General features: G+C 72.4%; 22 protein-coding genes. 7 read left to right on the forward strand and 15 right to left on the reverse strand.

The features are described from left to right. Nucleotides 1-47: 47 nt before the first annotated feature. Both fabI and HS048_RS24045 read right to left on the reverse strand, forming a co-directional pair. Nucleotides 48-812, reverse strand: coding sequence for an enoyl-ACP reductase FabI (gene fabI / locus HS048_RS24040; protein WP_068899326.1), 765 nt, complete (start codon nt 810-812; stop codon nt 48-50). A 107-nt stretch (nt 813-919) separates the two neighbouring features. Next, on the reverse strand, nt 920-1,624 hold the full coding sequence (locus tag HS048_RS24045) for a beta-ketoacyl-ACP reductase (RefSeq protein WP_068899325.1): 705 nt from the start codon (nt 1,622-1,624) through the stop codon (nt 920-922). 77 nt (nt 1,625-1,701) lie between these two features. Here HS048_RS24045 and HS048_RS24050 point away from each other — a divergent pair, with 77 nt between their 5' ends. Beyond that, a complete protein-coding gene (locus tag HS048_RS24050; RefSeq protein ID WP_196468746.1) occupies nt 1,702-3,201 on the forward strand; it encodes a TldD/PmbA family protein in 1,500 nt (499 codons plus the stop codon). Beyond that, nucleotides 3,201-4,592, forward strand: coding sequence for a metallopeptidase TldD-related protein (locus HS048_RS24055; protein ID WP_230881861.1), 1,392 nt, complete (start codon nt 3,201-3,203; stop codon nt 4,590-4,592). The genes HS048_RS24050 and HS048_RS24055 overlap by 1 nt, the downstream gene beginning before the upstream one ends. Nucleotides 4,593-4,682: 90 nt before the next feature. Here HS048_RS24055 and HS048_RS24060 read toward each other — a convergent pair whose 3' ends face one another. Beyond that, nucleotides 4,683-4,895: a dodecin gene (locus HS048_RS24060; protein WP_068899322.1), complete on the reverse strand. Its 213-nt coding sequence runs from the start codon at nt 4,893-4,895 to the stop codon at nt 4,683-4,685. A gap of 110 nt (nt 4,896-5,005) precedes the next feature. Between HS048_RS24060 and HS048_RS24065 the strand changes: the two genes are divergently transcribed. After that, complete coding sequence (locus HS048_RS24065) at nt 5,006-5,281, forward strand: DUF3099 domain-containing protein (RefSeq protein ID WP_231647464.1); 276 nt, start codon at nt 5,006-5,008, stop codon at nt 5,279-5,281. A 188-nt stretch (nt 5,282-5,469) separates the two neighbouring features. Here the strand turns inward: HS048_RS24065 and HS048_RS24070 are convergent, their stop codons facing one another. The 4 genes from HS048_RS24070 to HS048_RS24085 all read right to left on the reverse strand — a co-directional run bounded on the left by HS048_RS24070 (nt 5,470) and on the right by HS048_RS24085 (nt 9,313). Next, complete coding sequence (locus tag HS048_RS24070; protein ID WP_196468747.1) at nt 5,470-5,727, reverse strand: DUF6457 domain-containing protein; 258 nt, start codon at nt 5,725-5,727, stop codon at nt 5,470-5,472. Further along, nucleotides 5,724-6,305: a molybdenum cofactor guanylyltransferase gene (locus HS048_RS24075; protein WP_196468748.1), complete on the reverse strand. Its 582-nt coding sequence runs from the start codon at nt 6,303-6,305 to the stop codon at nt 5,724-5,726. The genes HS048_RS24070 and HS048_RS24075 overlap by 4 nt, the downstream gene beginning before the upstream one ends. A 212-nt stretch (nt 6,306-6,517) precedes the next feature. Then, nucleotides 6,518-8,176, reverse strand: coding sequence for a methyl-accepting chemotaxis protein (locus HS048_RS24080; RefSeq protein WP_196468749.1), 1,659 nt, complete (start codon nt 8,174-8,176; stop codon nt 6,518-6,520). A gap of 273 nt (nt 8,177-8,449) precedes the next feature. After that, nucleotides 8,450-9,313: an LLM class flavin-dependent oxidoreductase gene (locus HS048_RS24085; protein ID WP_196468750.1), complete on the reverse strand. Its 864-nt coding sequence runs from the start codon at nt 9,311-9,313 to the stop codon at nt 8,450-8,452. Nucleotides 9,314-9,628: 315 nt separating this feature from the next. Here HS048_RS24085 and HS048_RS24090 point away from each other — a divergent pair, with 315 nt between their 5' ends. Beyond that, nucleotides 9,629-10,585 (forward strand): TIGR01777 family oxidoreductase, encoded by a 957-nt coding sequence (locus HS048_RS24090; protein WP_196468751.1) that lies wholly within the window; start codon nt 9,629-9,631, stop codon nt 10,583-10,585. A 197-nt stretch (nt 10,586-10,782) separates the two neighbouring features. On the opposite strand, the gene HS048_RS24095 is transcribed toward HS048_RS24090, so the two are convergent. Further along, the gene (locus HS048_RS24095) at nt 10,783-12,552 is read right to left on the reverse strand and encodes a hypothetical protein (RefSeq protein WP_196468752.1); all 1,770 of its coding nucleotides are present in this window, start codon (nt 12,550-12,552) and stop codon (nt 10,783-10,785) included. A gap of 187 nt (nt 12,553-12,739) precedes the next feature. Beyond that, nucleotides 12,740-13,477 carry a hypothetical protein gene (locus tag HS048_RS24100; protein ID WP_196468753.1) on the reverse strand — a complete coding sequence of 246 codons (738 nt, stop codon included), beginning with the start codon at nt 13,475-13,477 and terminating at the stop codon, nt 12,740-12,742. 327 nt (nt 13,478-13,804) lie between these two features. On the opposite strand from HS048_RS24100, the gene HS048_RS24105 reads away from it, so the two are divergent. Further along, nucleotides 13,805-14,029 (forward strand): hypothetical protein, encoded by a 225-nt coding sequence (locus tag HS048_RS24105; protein WP_196468754.1) that lies wholly within the window; start codon nt 13,805-13,807, stop codon nt 14,027-14,029. Here the strand turns inward: HS048_RS24105 and HS048_RS24110 are convergent. Then, on the reverse strand, nt 13,960-14,829 hold the full coding sequence (locus HS048_RS24110; protein WP_196468755.1) for an alpha/beta hydrolase: 870 nt from the start codon (nt 14,827-14,829) through the stop codon (nt 13,960-13,962). The two genes, HS048_RS24105 and HS048_RS24110, sit on opposite strands and share 70 nt — an antisense overlap. Next, nucleotides 14,826-15,881 carry an alpha/beta hydrolase gene (locus HS048_RS24115; RefSeq protein ID WP_196468756.1) on the reverse strand — a complete coding sequence of 352 codons (1,056 nt, stop codon included), beginning with the start codon at nt 15,879-15,881 and terminating at the stop codon, nt 14,826-14,828. The genes HS048_RS24110 and HS048_RS24115 overlap by 4 nt, the downstream gene beginning before the upstream one ends. Nucleotides 15,882-16,030: 149 nt before the next feature. Here HS048_RS24115 and HS048_RS24120 point away from each other — a divergent pair, with 149 nt between their 5' ends. Continuing rightward, the gene (locus HS048_RS24120) at nt 16,031-16,231 is read left to right on the forward strand and encodes a hypothetical protein (protein ID WP_196468757.1); all 201 of its coding nucleotides are present in this window, start codon (nt 16,031-16,033) and stop codon (nt 16,229-16,231) included. 77 nt (nt 16,232-16,308) lie between these two features. Here HS048_RS24120 and moaA read toward each other — a convergent pair whose 3' ends face one another. From moaA to HS048_RS24135, 3 genes are all read right to left on the reverse strand, one after another. Further along, the gene (gene moaA, locus HS048_RS24125; protein WP_084008603.1) at nt 16,309-17,298 is read right to left on the reverse strand and encodes a GTP 3',8-cyclase MoaA; all 990 of its coding nucleotides are present in this window, start codon (nt 17,296-17,298) and stop codon (nt 16,309-16,311) included. Between the two features lie 263 nt (nt 17,299-17,561). Further along, nucleotides 17,562-18,128 (reverse strand): NADAR family protein, encoded by a 567-nt coding sequence (locus tag HS048_RS24130; RefSeq protein WP_196468758.1) that lies wholly within the window; start codon nt 18,126-18,128, stop codon nt 17,562-17,564. A gap of 102 nt (nt 18,129-18,230) precedes the next feature. Further along, nucleotides 18,231-18,875 carry a hypothetical protein gene (locus HS048_RS24135; protein ID WP_068899292.1) on the reverse strand — a complete coding sequence of 215 codons (645 nt, stop codon included), beginning with the start codon at nt 18,873-18,875 and terminating at the stop codon, nt 18,231-18,233. A 207-nt stretch (nt 18,876-19,082) separates the two neighbouring features. On the opposite strand from HS048_RS24135, the gene HS048_RS24140 reads away from it, so the two are divergent. Next, on the forward strand, nt 19,083-19,490 hold the full coding sequence (locus HS048_RS24140) for a VOC family protein (RefSeq protein ID WP_068899286.1): 408 nt from the start codon (nt 19,083-19,085) through the stop codon (nt 19,488-19,490). 92 nt (nt 19,491-19,582) lie between these two features. Here the strand turns inward: HS048_RS24140 and HS048_RS24145 are convergent, their stop codons facing one another. Further along, nucleotides 19,583-20,689 (reverse strand): DUF4328 domain-containing protein, encoded by a 1,107-nt coding sequence (locus tag HS048_RS24145; RefSeq protein WP_196468759.1) that lies wholly within the window; start codon nt 20,687-20,689, stop codon nt 19,583-19,585. Between the last annotated feature and the right edge of the window lie 113 nt (nt 20,690-20,802).

The raw sequence follows: 20,802 nt of genomic DNA on the forward strand, positions 1-20,802 counted from the left end.
GGGCCGGGTACGGACCCCGCGGTCGTCCGGGCCCGGGAGACCGGCGGTCAGGCGCCGATGGCGTGCACCCCTCCGTCGACGTGCACGATCTCTCCGGTCGTGGCGGGGAACCAGTCCGACAGCAGCGCCAGGCACGCCTTGGCCGCCGGGACGGTGTCGGACAGGTCCCAGCCGAGCGGGGCCTTCTCCGGCCAGCTGTCCTCGAACTCCTTGAACCCCGGGATGCTCTTGGCCGCCATCGTGCGCAGCGGCCCGGCCGCCACCAGGTTCACCCGGATGCCGTGCCTGCCGAGGTCGCGGGCCAGGTAGCGGGAGCAGGACTCCAGCCCCGCCTTGGCGACGCCCATCCAGTCGTAGACCGGCCAGGCCTTGGTGGCGTCGAAGTCGAGGCCGACGACCGAGCTGCCCTGCTTCATCAGGGGCAGGCAGGCGACCGCCAGCGACTTGAACGAGTATGTCGAGATGTGCACCGCGGTCGCGACGTCCTCCCACGGGGTGTTCAGGAAGTTGCCGCCGAGGCAGCTCTGCGGGGCGAAGCCGATGGAGTGCACCACGCCGTCGAGCCCGCCCACGTGCTCGCCCACCCGCTCGGCCAGCGAGTCGAGGTGCTCGGTGTTCTGCACGTCCAGCTCGATCACCGGCGGCGGCTCGGGGAGCCGCCGGGCGATGCGCTCGACCAGGCTGAGCCGGCCGAAACCGGTCAGCACGACGGTGGCACCCTCCTCCTGGGCCAGCCTGGCCACGGAGAAGGCGATCGAGGCGTCGGTCAGGACGCCGGTGACCAGGATCCGCTTGCCGTCGAGGATTCCCATGAATACCGTCCTTTGTGAAGTGCTCCCGCGGACGAGTCCGAGGGCTCGCGCCCGGGTGCCCGGCGCGTCCGGCCGTTCCGGCTCTTGCGGTGGTTGCGGGGAGGGGCTCAGTGCCCCATGCCCAGGCCGCCGTCGACGGGGATCACGGCCCCGGTGATGTAGGCGGCGTCCTCGCCCGCCAGGAAGGCGACGACCTTGGCGATCTCCTCGGGCCGGGCCTGCCGTCCCAGCGGGATGTTCTTGCGGATCTGCTCCTGGTAGGACTCGTCCAGCGCGGCCGTCATGTCGGTCTCCACGAAACCCGGGGCGACGACGTTCACGGTGATGCCGCGCGAGCCCAGCTCGCGGGCGGCCGACCGGGCGAAGCCGATCATGCCGGCCTTGGAGGCGGCGTAGTTGGTCTGCCCGGCCGAGCCGAGCATCGCCACGACCGAGGAGATGAGCACGATCCGGCCGCGCTTGAGCCGCAGCATCCCGCGGGTGGCCCGCTTGGCCACGCGGTAGGCGCCGGTCAGGTTGGCGTCGATGACGTCGGTGAAGGTCTCCTCCTTCATCATCGGCAGGAGCGTGTCCCTGGTGATGCCCGCGTTGGCGACGAGCACCTCGACCGGGCCCTGCTCGGCCTCGACCTTCCCGAACGCCGCTTCGACATCGGCCGTGCTGGTCACATCGCACTGCACGCCGAAGAGCCCCTCGGGGGGCTCTCCGGAGCGGTAGGTGACGGCGACGGCGTCGCCGGCCCTGGCGAGTTCGCGGGCGATCGCGAGGCCGATGCCGCGATTGCCGCCGGTTACGAGAACAGATCGAGCCATGAAGCCGACGGTATCCGTTACTTGCCAGTAGACCGGTTATCCGTGTGGGACAAGATCGCAGGTCTAGGATCGTGGACATGCGCCAGATCGATCCCGACTTCCTCGCCCTGCCCATGAGGCGGATGGCGGACGCGGCCCTGCAGCGTGCCCGTGACCTCGGTGCCGAGCACGCCGACTTCCGGCTCGAACGCGTCCGCGCGGAGACCCTGCGTCTGTCGGACGCCCGGCTGGAGGGCTCCATCGACGCCGACGACCTCGGCTACGCCGTACGGGTCGTCAAGAACGGCACCTGGGGCTTCGCCTCCGGCATCGAGCTCACGCCCGAGGCCGCGGCCGCCGTGGCCGAGCAGGCCGTCGAGGTGGCCGTCGTCTCCGCCGCGGTCAACCGCGAGCCCATCGAGCTGGCCCCCGAGCCGGTCCACGCGGACGTCACCTGGGTCTCGGCCTACGACGTCGACCCGTTCGACGTCCCGCTGCGCGACAAGGTGGAGCTGCTGGCCGACTGGTCGGGCGGCCTGCTGAAGGACCCGCGCGTGGACCACGTCCAGGCCTCCCTGATGCAGGTCAAGGAGCAGAAGTTCTACGCCGACACGGCGGGCACCCGCACCACCCAGCAGCGGGTGCGCGTGCACCCGGTGCTGGACGCCATGAAGGTCGGCGAGGGCCGCTTCGAGGAGATGCGCACCCTGGCCCCGCCCGTCGGCCGCGGCTACGAGTACCTCACCGGCACCGGCTGGGACTTCCCCGCCGAGCTCGCCGTCCTCCCCGAGCTGCTGGAGGAGAAGCTCAGGGCCCCCTCCGTCGAGGCCGGCGTCTACGACCTGGTCATCGACCCGTCCAACCTGTGGCTGACCATCCACGAGTCGATCGGGCACGCCACCGAGCTGGACCGCGCGCTCGGCTACGAGGCGGCCTACGCCGGGACCAGCTTCGCCACCTTCGACCAGCTCGGCAGCCTGGTGTACGGCTCGCCGGCGATGAACGTGACCGGCGACCGCACGGCCGTGCACGGCCTGTCCACCATCGGCTACGACGACGAGGGCGTGGCCACCAGGGAGTTCGACATCGTCTCCGGCGGCGTCCTGGTCGGCTACCAGCTCGACCGGCGGATGGCGCGGATGAAGGACCTGGGCGCGTCCAACGGCTGCGCCTTCGCCGACTCCCCCGGGCACATGCCGATCCAGCGCATGGCCAACGTCTCGCTGCGGCCGGCGCCCGGCGGCCCCTCCACCGACGAGCTCATCGCGGGCGTCGAGCGGGGCGTCTACGTCGTCGGAGACAAGAGCTGGTCGATCGACATGCAGCGCTACAACTTCCAGTTCACCGGGCAGCGGTTCTACCGCATCGAGAACGGCCGGTTGGCCGGTCAGCTCCGCGACGTCGCCTACCAGGCCACGACGACCGACTTCTGGCGCTCGATGGAGGCCGTCGGCGGCGAGCAGACCTACGTGCTGGGCGGCGCGTTCAACTGCGGCAAGGGCCAGCCCGGCCAGGTCGCGCCGGTCAGCCACGGCTGCCCCTCGGCGCTCTTCCGGGGCGTGCGCGTCCTCAACACCGTGCAGGAAGGCGGCAAGTGATGACCTCTCAGCCGAGTCCCCGGATGAGCCCGCAGGAGATGGTCGAGCGGGCCCTGGAGCTGTCGACGGCCGACGACACCGTCGTCATCGCCGACTCCGGCTCCAGCGCCAACCTGCGGTTCGCGGGCAACACCCTCACCACCAACGGCGTCTCCCGCTCCGCCCAGCTGACCGTGATCTCGATCGCCGGGCAGGGTGTGGGCGTGGTGTCCCGGGCGGCGGTCCGGCCCGAGGAGCTGGCCGACGTCGTCGCCGCGGCCGACCGCGCCGCGGAGGACGCGCGCCCCTCCGAGGACGCCCGGCCGCTGGTCGGGGGCGCCGTCTCCGCCGACTGGGACGCCCCCGCCGAGCCCACCTCGATCGGCGTGTTCGGCGCCTTCGCCCCCGCGCTGGGCGAGGCCTTCGCCGCCGCCGAGGCGGGCGGGCGCAGGTTGTACGGCTTCGCCGAGCACAGCGTCACCACGACGTTCGTGGGCACCTCCACCGGCGCCCGCCTCCGGCACGTCCAGCCCACCGGGCGCCTGGAGCTCAACGCCAAGTCCCCGGACATGAAGCGCTCGGCCTGGACCGGCGTGGCCACCCGCGACTTCTCCGACGTGGACGTGGCGGCGCTGGACGCCTCGCTGGCCCGACGGCTGGAATGGGCCAAGAACCGGATCGACCTGCCCGCGGGCCGGTACGAGACGCTGCTCCCGCCGGGAGCCGTCGCCGACCTGATGATCTACCTGTACTGGACGGCCGGAGCCCGCGACGCCTTCGAGGGCCGCACGGTCTTCTCCAGGCCCGGCGGCGGCACCCGCGTCGGAGAGACCCTCGCCTCCCTCCCGGTACGGCTGCGCAGCGACCCGGCCGCGGCGGGCCTGGAGTCCGCCCCGTTCGTGGTCGCGCACGCCTCCAGCCGGCAGAGCTCGGTGTTCGACAACGGCCTGCCGCTGGCGCCGACCGACTGGATCGCCGACGGCGCGCTGGCGAACCTGATCCAGACGCGGCACTCGGCCGAGCTGACGAACCTGGCCGCCACCCCCGCGATCGACAACCTGATCATGGAGGGACCGGCGGGGGGCAGGTCGCTGGAGGAGATGATCGCCTCGACCGAGCGGGGCCTGCTGCTCACCTGCCTGTGGTACATCCGCGAGGTGGACCCGCAGACCCTGCTGCTCACCGGGCTGACCCGCGACGGCGTCTACCTCGTGGAGAACGGCGAGGTGGTGGGCGAGGTCAACAACTTCCGCTTCAACGAGAGCCCGGTCGACCTCCTCGGCCGCGTCACCGAGATCGGGGCGAGCGAGCAGACGCTGCCGCGCGAGTGGAACGACTACTTCACCCGCACGGTGATGCCCCCGGTCCGAGTGCCGGACTTCAACATGTCGACGGTCAGCCAGGCCAGCTGATCCGGCACGGCGGACCGGCGCCGGGCGAGCGCGCAGGCCCGCACGGCGCCGGTCCGCCGCCGTGCGGGCCGGGGGCGGGTCTCCTGCCGGTCAGCCGTCCTCCAGGCGGAAGCCCACTTTCATGCCGACCTGGAAGTGGGCGATCTCCCCGTCGACGATGTGCCCGCGGACCTCGGTCACCTCGAACCAGTCGAGGTGCCGCAGGGTCTGTGCGGCGCGGCGGACGCCGTTGCGGACCGCCGCCTCGATGCTCTCCCCCGACGTGCCGACTATCTCGGTCACCCGGTACGTTCGATCCGTCATGCCCCCGTCCTACCCGGAAGTCATGATCACATGACCGTTCGCATCCGATCGATCCGAGGTCTACGTTGGAAGGCGTGAGGGGATGGCGCAGGCGCGAGACGGTTCATCAGGTGACCGACGCCCGGCCCTCGCTGAGCGAGGACATCGGGCGGCGTGAGCGAAACTACCTGATCAAGATGGGGATCCGGCTGGTCTGCCTGGTCCTCGCCTTCACCGTGCCCGCACCCATGGCGATCAAGATCCTGCTCTTCGCCGGAGCGATCTTCCTGCCGTACATCGCCGTGGTGGGGGCCAACGCCCCCCGGGGCGGGGCGCCCGCCGACCCGGGCTTTACCGACCCGGGACAGAACGAGATCCCGAGGCACCGACGCGAGATCGGGTCGTGACGAAGTCTTGACGCATCCTCCGGGTTGGAGGTGTACGCTTTAACCAAGTGCCCTGGTCCCCCGTCGGGGCACTGGTGCCGGCGTTCCGGGCCCCCGTCGGAACGCCGATGAAGCGACGCCGGGTGGTTTGCCCCCGTAACCACCCGGCGTCGCCCTTTTCCCGGATCCCCTGCGTCGCGCCGGGTTCCCTACGCGTCGCCCAGCATCTCCGTGGTCGCCCGCTCCCAGTTGCGGGCCAGTTCCGTCACCCGCTCCACCGCGTCGGCCGGCGCCGTTCCCGCCCCCTGGGCCAGGCCCAGCACGTAGGCCGTCAGCGGTGCGGCCGGGCGGGCCACGCCGTGGGCCACGTCCTTGGTGAGGTCGAGCAGCGCGTCCCGGTCCACCTGCGCGGGGTCGACGCCGAGTTCCCTGCAGACCAGGGCGGTCCACTCCTCCAGCACGTTCACGTCCTGCTCCTCACATGCGTCAGATCGTCCAGCGTGTCGCAATCGAACCACGGTTCCCCGGGCAGGTGGAGCCTGACCGGGTCCAGCGGGGCCAGCAGCCCCCGGAGGGACCCTCCCCCGTAGGCGGAGAGCGCCTCGGCGAGCACCGCCGTACGCCAGGCTCCCACCAGCCACTGCTCACGGCCGTCGTCGTCGACGAGCAGGGCGCCCGCGCCCGGCGTGCCCTTCTCGCACCCCTCCTCTCCGCCGCCCACCGCGTCGAGGAGCGCCTCGACGTGCCGGGCGCGCAGGAACGGCAGGTCGGCGGCGAGCAGGACCGTGCGGGGGGCGGTCACCTCCGCCAGCCCGGCCCGCAGCGCCGGGACCGGTCCTCCGCCCGGCGGGTCCTCGGTACGGAAGACCGCCCGGCCGAGTCCCGGCCGGGCGGGCCCCACCACGACGAGGCGGCCCGCGCCGGGCACGGCGGCGGCCACGCGCTCGATGAGCGGCACACCGCCCACCTCCAGGCCGGGCTTGTCCCGCCCGCCGAGCCGGGAGGCCCGTCCCCCGGCGAGGATCAGCGCGTCGTAACCGCTCATGGAGATGAGGCTAGCTCACATCGGTGTGGTGCCCGGATCCGGACGCCGCCTCCGGCGACCTTCCCGGGGGCGTGGCCCTCACCCGCCTGATCGGCCGACTCCGCAGGACCGCTTGGTCGAAGCGACCGTCGTGACGCCGCCTGTCCGATCGGGGGCGTCACGACGGTCGCTTCACCAGGGGCGGCTCCTGAGCCAGCGGTTCACCGGGTCCCTCAGTAGCGGAAGCCGGAGACCAGCTGGTGCAGCCGGGTCGACAGCTCGGCCAGGTCGGCCGCGGCTCGCCGGCTCTCGCCCACCCCCTCCGCGGTCACGTGGGCGGCGTCGGCCAGCACCGAGATGGTGGTGGCGATGTCCGCGCTGCCCTGCGCGGCCTCGGCCACGCTGCGGTTCATCTCGTTGGTGGTCGCGCTCTGCTCCTCCACCGCGCCGGCGATGGTCAGCTGGTAGTCGTTGATCTTCCCGATGATCGTCGAGATCTCCGCGATGGCCGCCACCGCGCTCTCGGTGTCGGCCTGGATCGCCTCGACCCGCTTGGAGATGTCCTCGGTCGCCTTGGCCGTCTCCTGCGCCAGGTCCTTGACCTCGCCGGCCACCACCGCGAAGCCCTTGCCCGCGTCTCCCGCGCGCGCCGCCTCGATGGTGGCGTTGAGGGCCAGCAGGTTGGTCTGCTCGGCGATCGAGGTGATGGTCTTGATCACGCTGCCGATCTCCGCCGACGAGGCGCCGAGCTTGGCGACGGTCTCGTTGGTGGAGGTGGCCACGGCCACCGCCTGGGAGGCCACGGTGGCGCCCTCGTTGGCGTTGTGCGCGATCTCCCGGATCGAGGCGCCCATCTCCTCCGAGCCCGCGGCCACGGTCTGCACGCTCTGCGAGACCTCGCCCGCGGCCGAGGCGACGTTGTGGGCCTGGGTGGAGGCCTCGTCGGCCGAGGCGGCGATCCGGTCGCTGACGCCCGACAGCTCACCGGAGCTGGCCGCCAGCCTGTCGGCGCTGCTCGCCAGCTCCGCGATGGTCTGCCGGGTGGAGGCGTTGGCCCGGTTGACCGCTGCCGCCATCTGGCCGATCTCGTCGCGGGAGGTCACCTCGGCACTCTGCGTCAGGTCACCCCGGGCCGAGGCCTCCAGCGCCCGGGAGAGCGCGTCCACCGACCGTGCCATCTGGCGGGAGAAGACCCGCGCCAGCACAACGGCGAACAGCAGGCCCGCGCCGAGCAGCACGAAGATCAGGGTACGGGCGCTGTCGTATCGGCCGGACGCCGCGGCGGTGACCGTCTCGGTGGCCGTCTGCTCGTAGTCGACCAGCCGCTTGAGCGTCTCCTTGAACGCGGTGGTCACCTCACCGAACTCGGCGAGCATCTTCTCGAGGTCGGCGGGGGCGGCGTCCGCCATCGCCGCGTTCGACTCGGTCATGGAGGCATCCCGCAGAGACCGATACCGCTTCCATGCCTCGTCGAAGTCCGCCACGGCCTTCTCCCAGACGGGATCCGCTACCGCGGCGGCCCGGTAGGCCTCGAACTCGCGGGTCACCGCCGCGGTGTAGTCCTGGATGTTCTTCTTGGCACCGGCCTTGATCTGCGGATCGGGGATGGTGCTGTAGCCCAGGGTGGCGTCCATCATGTCCGTCATGTGGCCGCGCATGTTGCCGAGATGGACGAGACGCTCGACGTTGCCGTCCTTGACGGTGTTCAGGTCGTCGTTCAGCCCGCTCATGCGGGTGAGCGCCACCGTACCGACGCCTGCGCCCATCCCGGCCATGAGCAGCACGACGATGAGGATCTTGGTGCTGATACGGCGGTCGGCGAACCAGCCGAGCACCCGGCTGCGGCGCACAGTCACCGCAGGACGCACGATACCGGCAGATGACTCGGTCACGATCAGATCCTTTCCAGAGCGACCGGTGGCCGCGAGAGCTAGGCAGCCCGTGAGGCTGCGTCTGTCCATCGGCACCCGAGGCCGGTACATGAGCCGATGGACGGCTCGCTCCGCCTGGATCCGCTGAGCCGTGGACGGGCGCCCGCGACGATCCCGGGCGGGACGGCACATCGCCGCCATCGGGAATCCGGTCGTCTTCGGCCCGGGACCACCGGCTTTCCCGATCGCGTCTGGAGCACCTCGGCCGGGTGAGGGCGTGCGCTCAGTGCCCGTTCACGACCGGAGGCACTCGGCGGCGGCCTGTTCCAACACCGCCAGCCGGGCACGGGACCGGTCCCCGCGGGGCCACAGGACCGCCAGCGTCGTGATGCCGAGTTGCGCGTACCGACCCAGGCAGTCGCGGAACGCCTCGATCGAGTCCAGTGGGCACTCACCGCCGTATCCCAGCACCGCCAGACGGGGCAGCGTGCCGGGGTCGCGTCCCTGCTCCGCGCAGATCTCGTCCAGCAGGGTGATCTGCCGCCGCACCTCGGCGTGGGGCGTACCGGCGTAGACGGCCGGGTTCTGGCCGACGTCCTGGGTGATCCACAAGTCGGCGAAGCGCGCGGCCAGTTCCATGCCGCGTTCGGCGGTGGCGGCGATCGCCAGTGGCGGCGTGCGGGGCTCGCCGCCGCCGAGGGCGACCTGGCGAGCGGTGAAGTAGCGGCCGCTGAAGTCGGTGTCGGCCCGGGTCAGCAGCAGGTCGACGAGCTGGACCCATTCGGCGAACCTCGCCGTGCGGTCGGCGCGGCTGAGCGGACCGCCCCCCAAGGCGTCGGAGTCTCCTCCTGGCCCTCCGGCGCCGACGCCCATCACGAACCGGCCCTCGCAGAGGGCGTGGAGGCTCAGCGCGGTCTTGGCGGAGGTGACGGGATGACGGAAGTTCGGGGCGGTCACCATGGTGCCCACACCGATGCGCGAGGTGGCCGCCGCGACGGCGGCGAGCGTGGTATAGGCCTCATGCCATATCGGGCGGCCGTTCAGATTCAGATGGTCGTACAACCAGCCCCGGCCGAGGCCGAACTCCTCCGCTCTGAGCCATTCCTGCCGCATCGCCGGCCATGGCGAGTCCGGCCACATGATCACATCAAGGTTCACGACGATCACCGTTCTCATCTGGCGTCACGGACCCGGCCGCACTCCGGCCCGGCCGCGACACGTGGTCTGGGGAGGCTGCCGGACACGGTACTGCGCGCTGTCCGCGGCCGGCCGGAGGGGCCGGGTGCGAGGTGGGCTCAGCGGCCGCCTGCGGCTCGAGTGCCCCGCCGCCCAGGCCTGCTCCCGAGTCAGCCGGCGGGCGATCATGGATGAGGCCGGCGCGAAGCCGGACGCGCCCGCTTCCAGCACCGACCCCTTTTTGAATGCGTTCAACTCCCTGCGCTAGGCTCTTCCCACACGCCTGGGGGAAGCCCGATGAAGATAGTGATACCCGGGGGAGCCGGGCAGGTAGGCACGATCCTGAATCACACACTGACCGCCGCAGGCCATGAAGTCGTGGTCCTGACCAGAGGGCCGGTACGCGGTCGTGAAGTCCGCTGGGACGGCGAGACCCTGGGTCCGTGGGCGGAGGAGATCGACGGCAGCGACATCGTGATCAACTTGGCCGGACGCAGCGTCAGCTGTCGCTACACTCCGGCCAATCTGCAGGCCATGATGGATTCGCGGGTGCACTCCACCCGGATCGTGGGTGAGGCGATCGCAGCCGCCGCGCGGCCTCCCCGGGTCTGGTTGCAGATGAGCACCGCCACCGTCTACTCTCACCGCTTCGACGCGCCCAACGACGAGGCGACCGGCGTGCTCGGCGGCACCGAACCCGGCGTCCCGGGCTACTGGGCCTACAGTGTCGAGATCGCAAAAGCATGGGAGCAGGCGCAGGAGCGAGCCGAAACCCCACACACGCGCAAGGTCGCCATGCGCTCCGCCATGGTGATGAGCCCCGATCGCGGCGGCGTCTTCGACGTCTTGCTGCGGCTGGCGCGGCTCGGCCTCGGCGGCCCGGTCGCGGGCGGTGCGCAATACGTGTCCTGGATCCACGACCGCGATTTCGTCCGCGCCGTCGAGTTCCTGATCGGCCGGGACGACCTCGCCGGGCCGGTGAACCTCGCCGCTCCCGTTCCTCTGCCGCAGCGCATGTTCATGCGCGTGCTGCGCGCCGCGTGGGGTGTTCCGGTGGGCCTGCCGGCAACGAAGTGGATGGCCGAGCTCGGCGCGTTCGCGCTGCGCTCCGACACCGAACTCCTGTTGAAAAGCCGCCGGGTCGTCCCCGGCCGCCTGCTCGAAGCGGGTTTCTCCTTCGGCTATGTCCAGTGGCCGGAGGCCGCCAGGGATCTCGTGCGGCGTGTGCGCGGCGGGTCTGACTTCACCGGGTGAGCCTTCGGCTCCTGCCGATCGTCAACGACCTCGCCGTTTCGCATTCCGCACCGACCGTCTGCCGGTCCCACCCCGGGTGCGGGCGTTCCTGGAGCCGCTCCTGGCCGAGCGCCTTGCGGCGAGGTGCTGCCGGTTCTCGAGGACGGGCGGCCGTTCGACGAGTGGCGCACCACCACCGTGCTGCACCCCGCCGCCGCTCACCGTTTCAGCTTGAGCCTTCTCCTCGACTCGCCCGGGAACACGACGACCAAGTGCTCCTCCCCCGCGTCGCCGACCCGCACGTAGACCCGGACCCGGTAGCGGCCCTTGCCCGCGATCGCCAGGTTCGGCATCGGGGCGCCCGCGCCCACGTCTCCGCCGTCCATCTCCGGCACGGTGAGCAGGCCGCTGCGGCTGACGACCGGCACCTCGGTGACCTGGTCCCACCCGGCCGTCCGCGGTGGCGGCGCGGTGCGGAAGGCCTTCACGGTGAGGCACAGATCGGCGACGTCCTCGATGTGCCCGACGAGCACCGCGCTGCCGGCCGTCCCGATTAGGGCGTTGTCGTCGTAGAGCTCGTCGATCGCACGCTCCGCCGCCTCCTCGCCCGCTTCGTCCCGGGGGTCGTGGACCAGATAGCCGTGGTCGCCGTCGGCGAACAGGAAGTAGTTGGCCGTGGCCTGGGCGACGCCCTTCGTCCGGGGCCACGGGTCGCGGCACCTCGCGTTCGCCTCGGTGATGTAGGAGGTGTTCGCCGCCTCCCGTTGCTCGGCCGACCACAGCAGCTCGGGGTGGGTCGCGCCGACGACCTCCGGACAGACGTAGACGAGGTCCCACGGGTCCACGCTCCAGCCGGACCGCGCGCTCCCCGCCCGCTTCAGGAGCGCCTCCTGCTCGGTGCGGTCCTTCGCCCGGCACAGCATCCGCCCGTACGCGAGGATCTGCTGGTCCGACAGGCTGTCGGGGAACATCGGCGGGACTCCGCCGTCCGTGCCCCGCGCCCGGCACAGGAACGCGGCGTCGCGTTCGGCGGGTTTCAGGTCGCCGAAGTCGGGCCGGTCATAGCAGCCCATCGACCAGCCGGTGTAGGTGAGGTGCGGGGTCTGCTCCGGGTGGATCAGTGCGATGACCGGCAGCACGGCCGCGGTCGCCACCGCGACGCGGATCACGCGCCGCCGCGCGGGCGGAGGGTCCGCCCGGTGCCCACCGACAGGCAGTTCGCGGGCGGTAGCCGCGATCCACACGGTGCTGACGAGCCCTGCCGCGTCCATCACGACCGATATCGCCAGACCTCCGCCGGGGATCCTTCCGAAGAGAAGAACGTTGAGCGGGATCGCCAGCGCGTAGACGCCCACCGACGACCACCCGGCGATCTGCGTGCCGCGGCTCCACCGGCCGTCGCGCCGCTGCCCGACGACCGTGAGGACGGTCGCCGCCACTCCGGCCAGCATCAGGACCGGCCCGACGACGCCGCCCGGACCGAGCTCGGGGAGGTCGAGTTCGTCGAGCAGTTCGTTGGCCATCCCGGCCAGTTCGACCGCGAACACCGCTCCGGCCGCCGCGCGCAGCACGCGGGACCGCCAGCGGATGACAAGCAGGTACAGGACGTCGATCGCGGTCCACAGCACGAGCCAGATCACCGCGTCGACCGCGTCGGGGAGCATCGCGATCGGGTACCACAGCACGAGGGTGTACGCCGCCGCCAGATACAGCAGCCGACGCAGCGCCCTGGCCCGGCGGTCCAGCGGTCCCGGCGCGGGGGTGCGCAGGATCAGCCACAGGAACGCGGCCTTCACCAGGGCGGCCACGAGCAGCGCCACGGTCGTCGGGGTGTCGAACCCGTCGTGCGGGCGGAACCAGGTCGGCGGAGACCATTCGACGGCGATCCAGAGCCAGGCGTCGCCGAGCACCAGGCCCGCAGCCGTCGCCGCAAGGACCAGACCTACTGATCCGATCCTGATGATCCGCCACAAGCCATCCGAAAACACGGAGTGTGATCTTAGTGCGGTGCGACTGTCAGCGCTTCCAGGAGCCCGGCCGGGAGTGACGGCACCCGGCCTCCGCTCACCGGCGCCGGCGGGGCGCATGACCGCTGGCGACGATCGGGCCCGCAGCGGTTCGCACGCGGGTGGCAGGAAGTGCCGCACCATGCGGGCCTGTCCTGCACGTGATCAGCTAGCGCGGACGCATCAGGTCGAGGTCCTCGCCCCAGGCGTCCAGCACCGCGCCGTGACCGGCGCGCCGGGCGGCTGTCTCGATACGGGCGAACAGGCGCCGCTGCAGGGGCACGTCGCCGGTTGCCGAGATGCGGTCCACGACCTCCAGCAGCCTGCCGGTGTCCCAGCCCGGCAGCGGGTATCGGGCGAGCTCCCATTGCAGGTACTTGTTGTAGGGACGGGGGCGGCGGTCGAGCGCGAAGAGCAGTTCCAGCAGGAACCGGACGCTGTCGGCGGCGTCGAGGCGAGCGGCGAGCGCATGTCCGTCCCGGTCGTTCTTGACGGAGCGGTACAGGGAGTTGGCGTAGGCGTCGAGCCATTCAGCGGAGCTCCGGAAGGCTTCGCCCGTGTCGAGCCGTGCCTTGGCGGCCAGGATGCGGGCGATGCCTCCGTCCAGCCGGTCCAGCACGACCTTGGCGCGGGCGAGGGCGTAGCGCTCGAACCCGGGCATGCCGGCCGTGCGGAACTCGGTCAAGGTGATGACGGCGAGGTCGAGCTGCGGGGTGCGGTGTCCGGTGAACCGGATGAGATCCGTTGCCGCGTCGTCGGCGAGGACGACGTACAGGTCGTGGTCGGAGTGCTCGGTGGTCATGCCGTCGTGGGCGCGGGAGCCTTTGAGGATGAGGCCGACGACGGCGGGGTCGGCGGCGGCGAGCTCGACGAACGCATGGTAGGTGAGGGACTGTGGAGCGGGCATCGTGTTCTCCCGGGGGATGGTGACGGATATGCCTGTCGGGGCGGTCCCGCCTGCCGGGGACCGCCCGCACCGTCCGCGGCGGCACGTGGCCGCCGCCCGGAAGATCAACGCACGCGTGAACCCTACCGCCCGAACCACCCGAGCCGCACCGGCTCGGTGTCGCCCTGAGCCGGGCCGGGTTCGCAGGACGGTGTGAGCCCCGCCACGGGACGGCAGGTGCGCCGTACCGAGCCCTGGCGACTCGCTTCGGAGAGGCGGGGAAGGCGAGATGGTGCCGGCCGTCGTTCCGGTCGGCACCGCTTCAGGGGGCGCCCGCCGGTCCGTCTCGTGCGCTGCAGGGACGAGACGGCGCTGCTCGGGCACCTGCAGGAGCAGGGCCGGGCCGAGGAGCTCGACGACGGCGAGGAGTTCGGGGACGTCTACGTCTTCTTCGTCACCGGTGCCGCTGAAGAGACCCTGCCGGCCGTACGGAGTCCCGCGGGTCAGTGCGCGAGAGCGCGTGCGGCGGTGGCGACCGCCGCGCTGCCCCGGGGGGACAGGGTGATCGTGTAGTGGTTGACGCCCTCCACGGTGGACTCCGCGACGCCGGGCAGCCACTCGGTGGCCCGGCCGGGTGAGTACAGCGGCAGGTCCGGCTCGTCCAGCATGCCGCGGGCCGCCCGAAGGAACACGGCGGGCACCGGCAGCGGCTCGGGGACCGCGCCGGGCAGGGCGTACACCTCGGGCGCGTCGGCGAGCGCGGCCTCCATCCGGCACGCGGCCTCGAACCGGTCGCCCAGGTCCACCAGGTCGTAGTCGGCGTACGCGGCGCACGCCCCGGTCCAGTCGGCGAAGGCCGGATGCGCGCGCCACAGGTCCCGGCCCTCCTGACGGGTCGCGAACGTCCGCTCCAGCCGCGCCACGATCGGCCCCACCGTGCGTTCGATCGCCTCCCGTACGGTGCCCGCGCCCGCGGGCAGGGGGAGCGGCGCTCCCCCGTCCACCAGGACGAGCCGGTCCACCAGGTCCCGGTGGCGGCGGGCGGTCTCGGCCACGACGAACCCGCCCATCGAGTGCCCGGCCAGCAGGGCCGGCCCGCCGCCGTGGTGCTCGATCACGGCGGCGAGGTCGTCGGCGTGCGCGGCCATGCCGTACGGCTCCGGCAGGTCCCGGCTGCCGCCCCGGCCGCGCAGGTCCACCGCGACGAAGCGGTGGTCGCGCCCCAGGTCCGGGCCGAGCAGCGTCCACGCCAGGTGGGAGGAGGTGATGCCGTGGGCGGCGACGACCAGCGGCCCCCGCTCGCCCCACACCCCCGCCCGCAACGCGCCGCCCCGGACGGGTATCCGCTCCCGGCGGTAGGCCGGCCCGCTCACCGGCCCGGCGCGTCGGCCGCGGCGCCCATCACGCTGCCCACCGTCACGCTGCCCGCCGCCGTATCCGCCACGACGCGGGTCACGATCGCGGCGAAGTCGGCGGTGCGCTCGATGTGCGGGCTGTGCCCCACCCCTTCGTAGACGATCTCCTCGTAGGATCCCCCGGCCTCGGTGTAGCGGTCGAGGACCGCCCTGGTCTCGGTGACCATCGGCTGGGGCGGGCAGAGCTCCTCACCCGGCCAGCCGGGAACCGCGCCGAGCTTACCGAGGTAGGCCAGGTCGAACAGGGACGTGTCCGAGACGATCTGGTCGGCGGCACCCCGCACCCAGGTCACATGCGGCTTGCCGGGAACCGCGACCAGGTCGTCGGCGACGTCGAACCACTGCGGTGCCATGGCGTTGAGCACGCCGCGCCGGCCGGCTCCCATGCCCGGCCAGTCGTCGCAGGCGACCGCGTCGCCCGGGTAGTTGCCCTCGCCGGTCGCGGTGGACAGGACCGTGTCGAGCAGCAGTTCCTCGTCCGCGCCCAGGCTCGCCGGATCGGCCACGTAGTACGTGCGCAGGATCGTCCGGGGGCAGGCGGGCGAGTCGTCGCCGCGGTCACCGGCCTCCAGGCGGGCCACGAAGTCGGGGTTGGCGGCGCCCGCCCCGCCCAGGCCGAAGCCGTACGGCGACAGCGGCGCCTCCAGCAGCAGTGCGGCGATCCGCTCGGGGGCGTCGATCAGAAGCTGCATCGCCACGCCGCCGCCCATGGAGTGAGCCACCACGACCGGACGGGTGCCGGCCGGGAAGACCTCCTGCGCGTCCAGCAGCGCGGCCAGGTCGTCGGCGAAGTCACGCAGCCCGCGAGTGGCGTCGACCGGAGCGGCGTCGGTGCTTCCGTAACCGCGCAGGTCGGGCGCGACGATCCGCCAGTGCTCGGGCAGCAGCCGTACCAGCGGCTCCCAGAACGCCGCGGAGGAGCAGTTGCCGTGGATCAGCAGCACGGGCGGGCCGTCGACGGGTCCGCGGACCAGGAGGTTGTGCCGCAGACCACGAACAGTGAGTTCCATGCATGAATCCTGCCAAGGAGGGCTCCGTCCGGCAGTGTGGTCCGGCGACACACCTTTCTCCGCCGCATGTCGGCCGGCGACACCGTCTTCGGCGACACCGTCTTCGGCGGCGTCGTCTCCGGACCCCGCGGGTGGGGCATCCTGCGCCGGTGGGCCCGATCCGGTTCGGCGGACATCCCGCCGGGGACCAGCCCCTGACCTCGGATGCCCGTCAGACCGGACCAAGCCCACTGCTCCACCTGTACCGGTGGCAGGGCTACCGGGTCGACCTCACCGACGGCTCCACCGGGACGGTGCGGATCGAGGGCGGTGAGCCCCCGGGCGAGGGTGAGCCGTACGCCGCCTGGTGACCACCCGGCCGCCGTCCCCGCCTGCATGACCGGATCGTCTACCGCACGGCCTCAGATCACGACCCGTCGTTGTCGCGCTAACCGCCGATGGCCGACATCGGGCGGGACGGCTGCAGGAAGGCGGGGTCGTCGATGCCGTGCCCGGCCTTCTTGATCCGGACCGCCGCCAGCCAGCGCTCGGCCAGTTCGTCGTCGGAGGCCCCGGAGCGCATCGCCGCCCGCAGATCGGACTCGTCCGTCGCGAACAGGCAGTTGCGGATCTGGCCGTCGGCGGTGAGCCGTACCCGGTCGCAGGCGCCGCAGAACGGGCGGGTGACCGAACCGATCACGCCCACCCTCGCGGGCCCGCCGTCGACGAGGAACAGCTCGGCGGGGGCGCTGCCCCGCTCCGCCGGGTCGGCGTCGGTCAGGTCGAAGGAGGCCTGCAGCGTCGCGAGGATCTCGTCGGCCGTGATCATGTTCTCCCGGCGCCAGCCGTGCTGGGCGTCCAGCGGCATCTGCTCGATGAAGCGGAGCTCGTAGCCCTTGTCGAGGCAGTAGCGCAGGAGCGGGACCGCCTCGTGGTCGTTGACGCCGCGCATCAGCACCGCGTTGATCTTCACCGGGCGCAGTCCGGCGGCCTCGGCCGCGGCCAGGCCCGCCAGCACGTCGGCCAGCCGGTCGCGGTGGGCGAGCTTGACGAACGTCTCGCGGTCCAGGGTGTCCAGGGAGACGTTGACCCGGTCGAGGCCGGCCGCGGCGAGCGGCCCGGCGAGCCGGGCCAGCCCGATGCCGTTGGTGGTCAGCGAGACCTGCGGCCGGGGGGCGAGCGCGGTGGTGCGGGCCACGATGTCGACCAGCTCGCGGCGGAGCAGCGGCTCGCCGCCGGTGTAGCGGACCTCGGTGATGCCGAGCCGCTCCACCCCGATGGCGACCAGCCGGACGATCTCCTCTGCGGTCAGCAGCTCGGGCTTGGGAAGCCAGTCCAGGCCCTCGGGCGGCATGCAATACGAGCAGCGCAGGTTGCAGCGGTCCGTCAGGGACACCCGAAGATCGGTCGCCACTCGGCCGAACGAGTCGCGCAACACGGGCGTCACCCCTCATCCGTCGTCATTCGAGCAGGGGGCCAGCCTAAGGCCGCCCCCCTCCTCCGCCCAAAAACGGGCTCCATCGCCTGACAACAGCCGCGCCGTACGGATGATTCCCCTCCCGGGGACGTCCCGGCGCCGCCCCGCGCGCGGGTGGCGGTCAGCCGACGGTGGAGCGTCTCGACGTCCCGCCCCGGCTCCGCCCCGCGCGGGTGGCGGTCCGTCCCGCCGGGCCCGTCGCCGCCCGCGGGGGCGACCGGCCGTCACCGCTCCCGCAGCGCCTGCCGTACCTCCATCAGGGCGAACCCGAGGAGGTTCAGCCCCCGCCACGACCCGGGGCGCGCGGCCCGCTCGTCGTCGGCCGCGAGCCCGATCCCCCAGACCCGGTCCAGCGGGCTCGCCTCGACCAGCACCCGTTCCCCCGTCCCCAGCAGGAACTCCGCCAGCTCCGGGTGCTGGTCGAACTTGGCGAGGTTGCCGCGGACGACCAGGTCGAAGCGGGCCGCCTCCCATGCCCGCTCGTCGAAGCCGCGCACCCTGCGCCCCAAGTCCTTGGCCTGCTTCGGGTGCCCGGCCGCCACGATCTCCGCCGCGGTCTCCCCGTCGCCGAACAGCCGCGCCTTGCCCGCCATCATGAAGTGCTCCGCGGTGCGGTAGACCACCCCGTCCACGGTGAAGTCCGCCGGCCACCACTGCGACAGGCACCCGGCCCCGACCCCGCCGGAGCGCGGCGGCCGGTGCCCCCAGAACATCAGGTACCTGACCTGTTCGCCCCGCTCCACCGCCGCCGTCAGCGCCGCCACGTCGCGCACGTCCCTCGCCTCAGCCATGCCGTGCACCCTTCCAGATCCCCGCGGCGGGCCGCCAGCCGGTTTCCGCGCCCCGGCAAGGCCCGTCCGGGTTCTACGAACAGATCCTCGGCAGCGAGGTCGTCATGCTCCTGCCCGGCGGGCGGGTGCGGTCCCGTCGCCCGCCCGCCACAGGTCGTACGCCAGCCAGAGCCCGCCTGCGGCCAGCAGCGCGCCGTGGGCGACGCGCATCGCGGGGGTGCCGTAGAACTGCGGAACGAACAGGACGAACCCGGCCGCCAGCGGGACGCCGCTCCACCGCCGTCCGGCACCGGAGCGCCGGACGCGGACCGCGACCGCGACGGCGCCCGCCGCGAGCAGCACGAGACCGGCCAGGAACATCGCCGCGGGCACGGGCGCGAAGCGGAACTGATCGACCAGCTCCAGCAGGGTGGCGTCCCGATCGTGTACGGCACGCGCACCGATCACCTGGAGCCCGAACGTCTCGGCGCCGTAGTAGGGCAGGACCAGGCCGGTGCCGATCCAGAACGTCACGACCGGAGGCAGGCCGAGGCGCACGCCGGGCGCGAGGTGCAGGCCGAGCAGACCCGATGCGACGAGGACGAACCCGGCGACGGCGGACAGGTGGGCGGCGACCCAGGCAGGAGAGGCCATCGCCGCCGCCCCCTCCAGGGCGGTCTCGTCGGCGTAGGGCCTGACGGCCTGATAGAGGAGGAACAGGACGCCGCCGACGGCGAGGGACAGGGCGGTCAGCCGGGCACGGTTCACGGAGGGCTCCAGAGAGGAAGAATCTATGCTCCATTTCGAGAGCGATGATCTCATACCAGATCAGCGATTTAAAGAGCACTGCTCTCGGGTTTCCTCTGCACCGCCCCGCAACGTCGCCCTGCGCGGGCTTCACCGTGCTGCGCGCTCCCCCGCCGGGCCGCCCGGCGGCGGCCCTCCGGCCGGTCAGGATCTTGGTAGCCTCGCCGGATGACGACGATCGGGCAGATCTCGCTGGGCGTGACGGACGACGTGCGGGCGGCGGAATTCTGGCGCCGGGCCCTCGGATACGTACGGCGGCCGCCGCGTTACGAGGGCGACGAGTGGATCGTCCTGGAGCCTCCGCCGGGGACGCCCGGAGTCGCGATCGCCATGGACGTGAGCGAGAGCCCCGCCGAGGAGTTCCCCCGGACGCATCTCGATCTCAAGGCGGGGGACCGCGACCTCGACGAGGAGGTCGACCGGCTGGTGGCGCTCGGTGCGCGGCGCGTCGACTGGCCCCACTATCCGAAGGCTCCCCGGCCCGGGGAACCGGCGTACGTCGTGCTCGCCGACCCCGAGGGCAACCGGTTCTGCGTCGAAGGGCGGCGTTCCGGTCCCGTTCCGGGGAAGGGTTAGAGCCCTGCCGTCGCGTTCGCCCGGCCGGAGCGCCTCTCGGACCGGACCGCCGGGAGGAGCGGCGGCGCGGGCGGAACGGAGCGCGGCTCCGTTCAGACGCCCTCCGCCGAGGAGGGCTGGAGCAGGCCCCAGCGGTTGCCGTACAGGTCGTGGAAGACCGCTACCGCACCGTACGGCTCCCGCCTCGGGGTCTCCTCGAAGACGACGCCCGCCGACCTCATCCGCTCGTAGTCGCGGGGGAAGTCGTCGGTGTACAGGAACAGGCCGGGCCCGCCGCCGGTCCGGTCCCCGGCACGGGCCTCCTCGGGGGTGGCGGCGCGCTCGAGCAGCAGCGCCGCCTCCTCGGCGCCGGGAGGACGGACGACCACCCGGCGCCCCCCGTCCTCCAGGTCCGTGTCCTCCAGCAGCTCGAACCCCAGGACTCCGGTGTAGAACCCGACGGCCTCGTCGTGGTCGCGCACGACGAGGGAGACGAGCCCGAGGTACGACGTCCGGTGCCGGGAGGGCGCGGGACCACCGGCGGCGCGGACGGCCTCCTGGAGCCGGGTGATCACCAGGACGATCCGGATGGCGAGCAGGCCCGCGGCGAGCGCGAGCAGGACGCCCGCCACCGCGGCCGCGGCTCCCAGCCCGGACGCCAGCTCGGCCGCCCTCTCCTCTTCCTCCGCGTCCATCTCCGTGCCCACGGCCGTCAGAACCGCGGCGAGCGTGTCGGCGCACCCCGCCCCGATCCAGGTCAGCCACCATGCCCAGACCAGGCCCGGACGGCGCATCTGGAGGAGGTTCGTCCCCGGGCGGAGGCCACCGGGCCGCGAGGTGGCCCAGACGTCGTCGACGATCCCCTTCGGGACGAACAGGTTGACGATGGGGACGAACCATCCGAGCACCAGGAACGGCGCGGCGTACGAGTGCGCCACCCCGGGAGAGATCGCGTACGCGTTGGACCGGGCACGGAACAGCCAGCACACGAAGGCGATCCCCGCCAGGAGGTGAACGGCCGTGTACAGGAGCAGGAGGCGGGCGGCCGAGTTCAGAGCGACCCACCCGTCGGTATCCGGCCACGACCAGCCGCCGAGGTGGAGGACCGAGCCGACGGCGGACGCGACGGTGACCGCGGCGATCAACGCGACGGCGACCATCGCGAACGGACGGATCGGGCGCAGGGAGCGGACGGGCGTGGGGGACGTGCTCGAAGTCATGAGGGTCTTTCGCCGGGGGACGACACCTGCCAGTATCGCGGATCACGACGTGACGGTGATCACGGCGCGACGGTACGGAACGCTGCGCGGTCCGCCGCCGCATACGACATACC

It is taken from the genome of Planomonospora sp. ID91781 (genome assembly GCF_015711595.1).
Classification (GTDB): Bacteria; Actinomycetota; Actinomycetes; order Streptosporangiales; family Streptosporangiaceae; genus Planomonospora; species Planomonospora parontospora.

What these genes read in the sequence shown, in the direction of transcription:
- fabI (WP_068899326.1), bottom strand. Translation starts at nt 812, where the DNA reads ATGGGAATCCTCGACGGCAAGCGGATCCTGGTCACCGGCGTCCTGACC.
- HS048_RS24045 (WP_068899325.1), bottom strand. Translation starts at nt 1,624, where the DNA reads ATGGCTCGATCTGTTCTCGTAACCGGCGGCAATCGCGGCATCGGCCTC.
- HS048_RS24050 (WP_196468746.1), top strand. Translation starts at nt 1,702, where the DNA reads ATGCGCCAGATCGATCCCGACTTCCTCGCCCTGCCCATGAGGCGGATG.
- HS048_RS24055 (WP_230881861.1), top strand. Translation starts at nt 3,201, where the DNA reads ATGACCTCTCAGCCGAGTCCCCGGATGAGCCCGCAGGAGATGGTCGAG.
- HS048_RS24060 (WP_068899322.1), bottom strand. Translation starts at nt 4,895, where the DNA reads ATGACGGATCGAACGTACCGGGTGACCGAGATAGTCGGCACGTCGGGG.
- HS048_RS24075 (WP_196468748.1), bottom strand. Translation starts at nt 6,305, where the DNA reads ATGAGCGGTTACGACGCGCTGATCCTCGCCGGGGGACGGGCCTCCCGG.
- HS048_RS24090 (WP_196468751.1), top strand. Translation starts at nt 9,629, where the DNA reads ATGAAGATAGTGATACCCGGGGGAGCCGGGCAGGTAGGCACGATCCTG.
- HS048_RS24100 (WP_196468753.1), bottom strand. Translation starts at nt 13,477, where the DNA reads ATGCCCGCTCCACAGTCCCTCACCTACCATGCGTTCGTCGAGCTCGCC.
- HS048_RS24115 (WP_196468756.1), bottom strand. Translation starts at nt 15,881, where the DNA reads ATGGAACTCACTGTTCGTGGTCTGCGGCACAACCTCCTGGTCCGCGGA.
- HS048_RS24130 (WP_196468758.1), bottom strand. Translation starts at nt 18,128, where the DNA reads ATGGCTGAGGCGAGGGACGTGCGCGACGTGGCGGCGCTGACGGCGGCG.
- HS048_RS24140 (WP_068899286.1), top strand. Translation starts at nt 19,083, where the DNA reads ATGACGACGATCGGGCAGATCTCGCTGGGCGTGACGGACGACGTGCGG.
- HS048_RS24145 (WP_196468759.1), bottom strand. Translation starts at nt 20,689, where the DNA reads ATGACTTCGAGCACGTCCCCCACGCCCGTCCGCTCCCTGCGCCCGATC.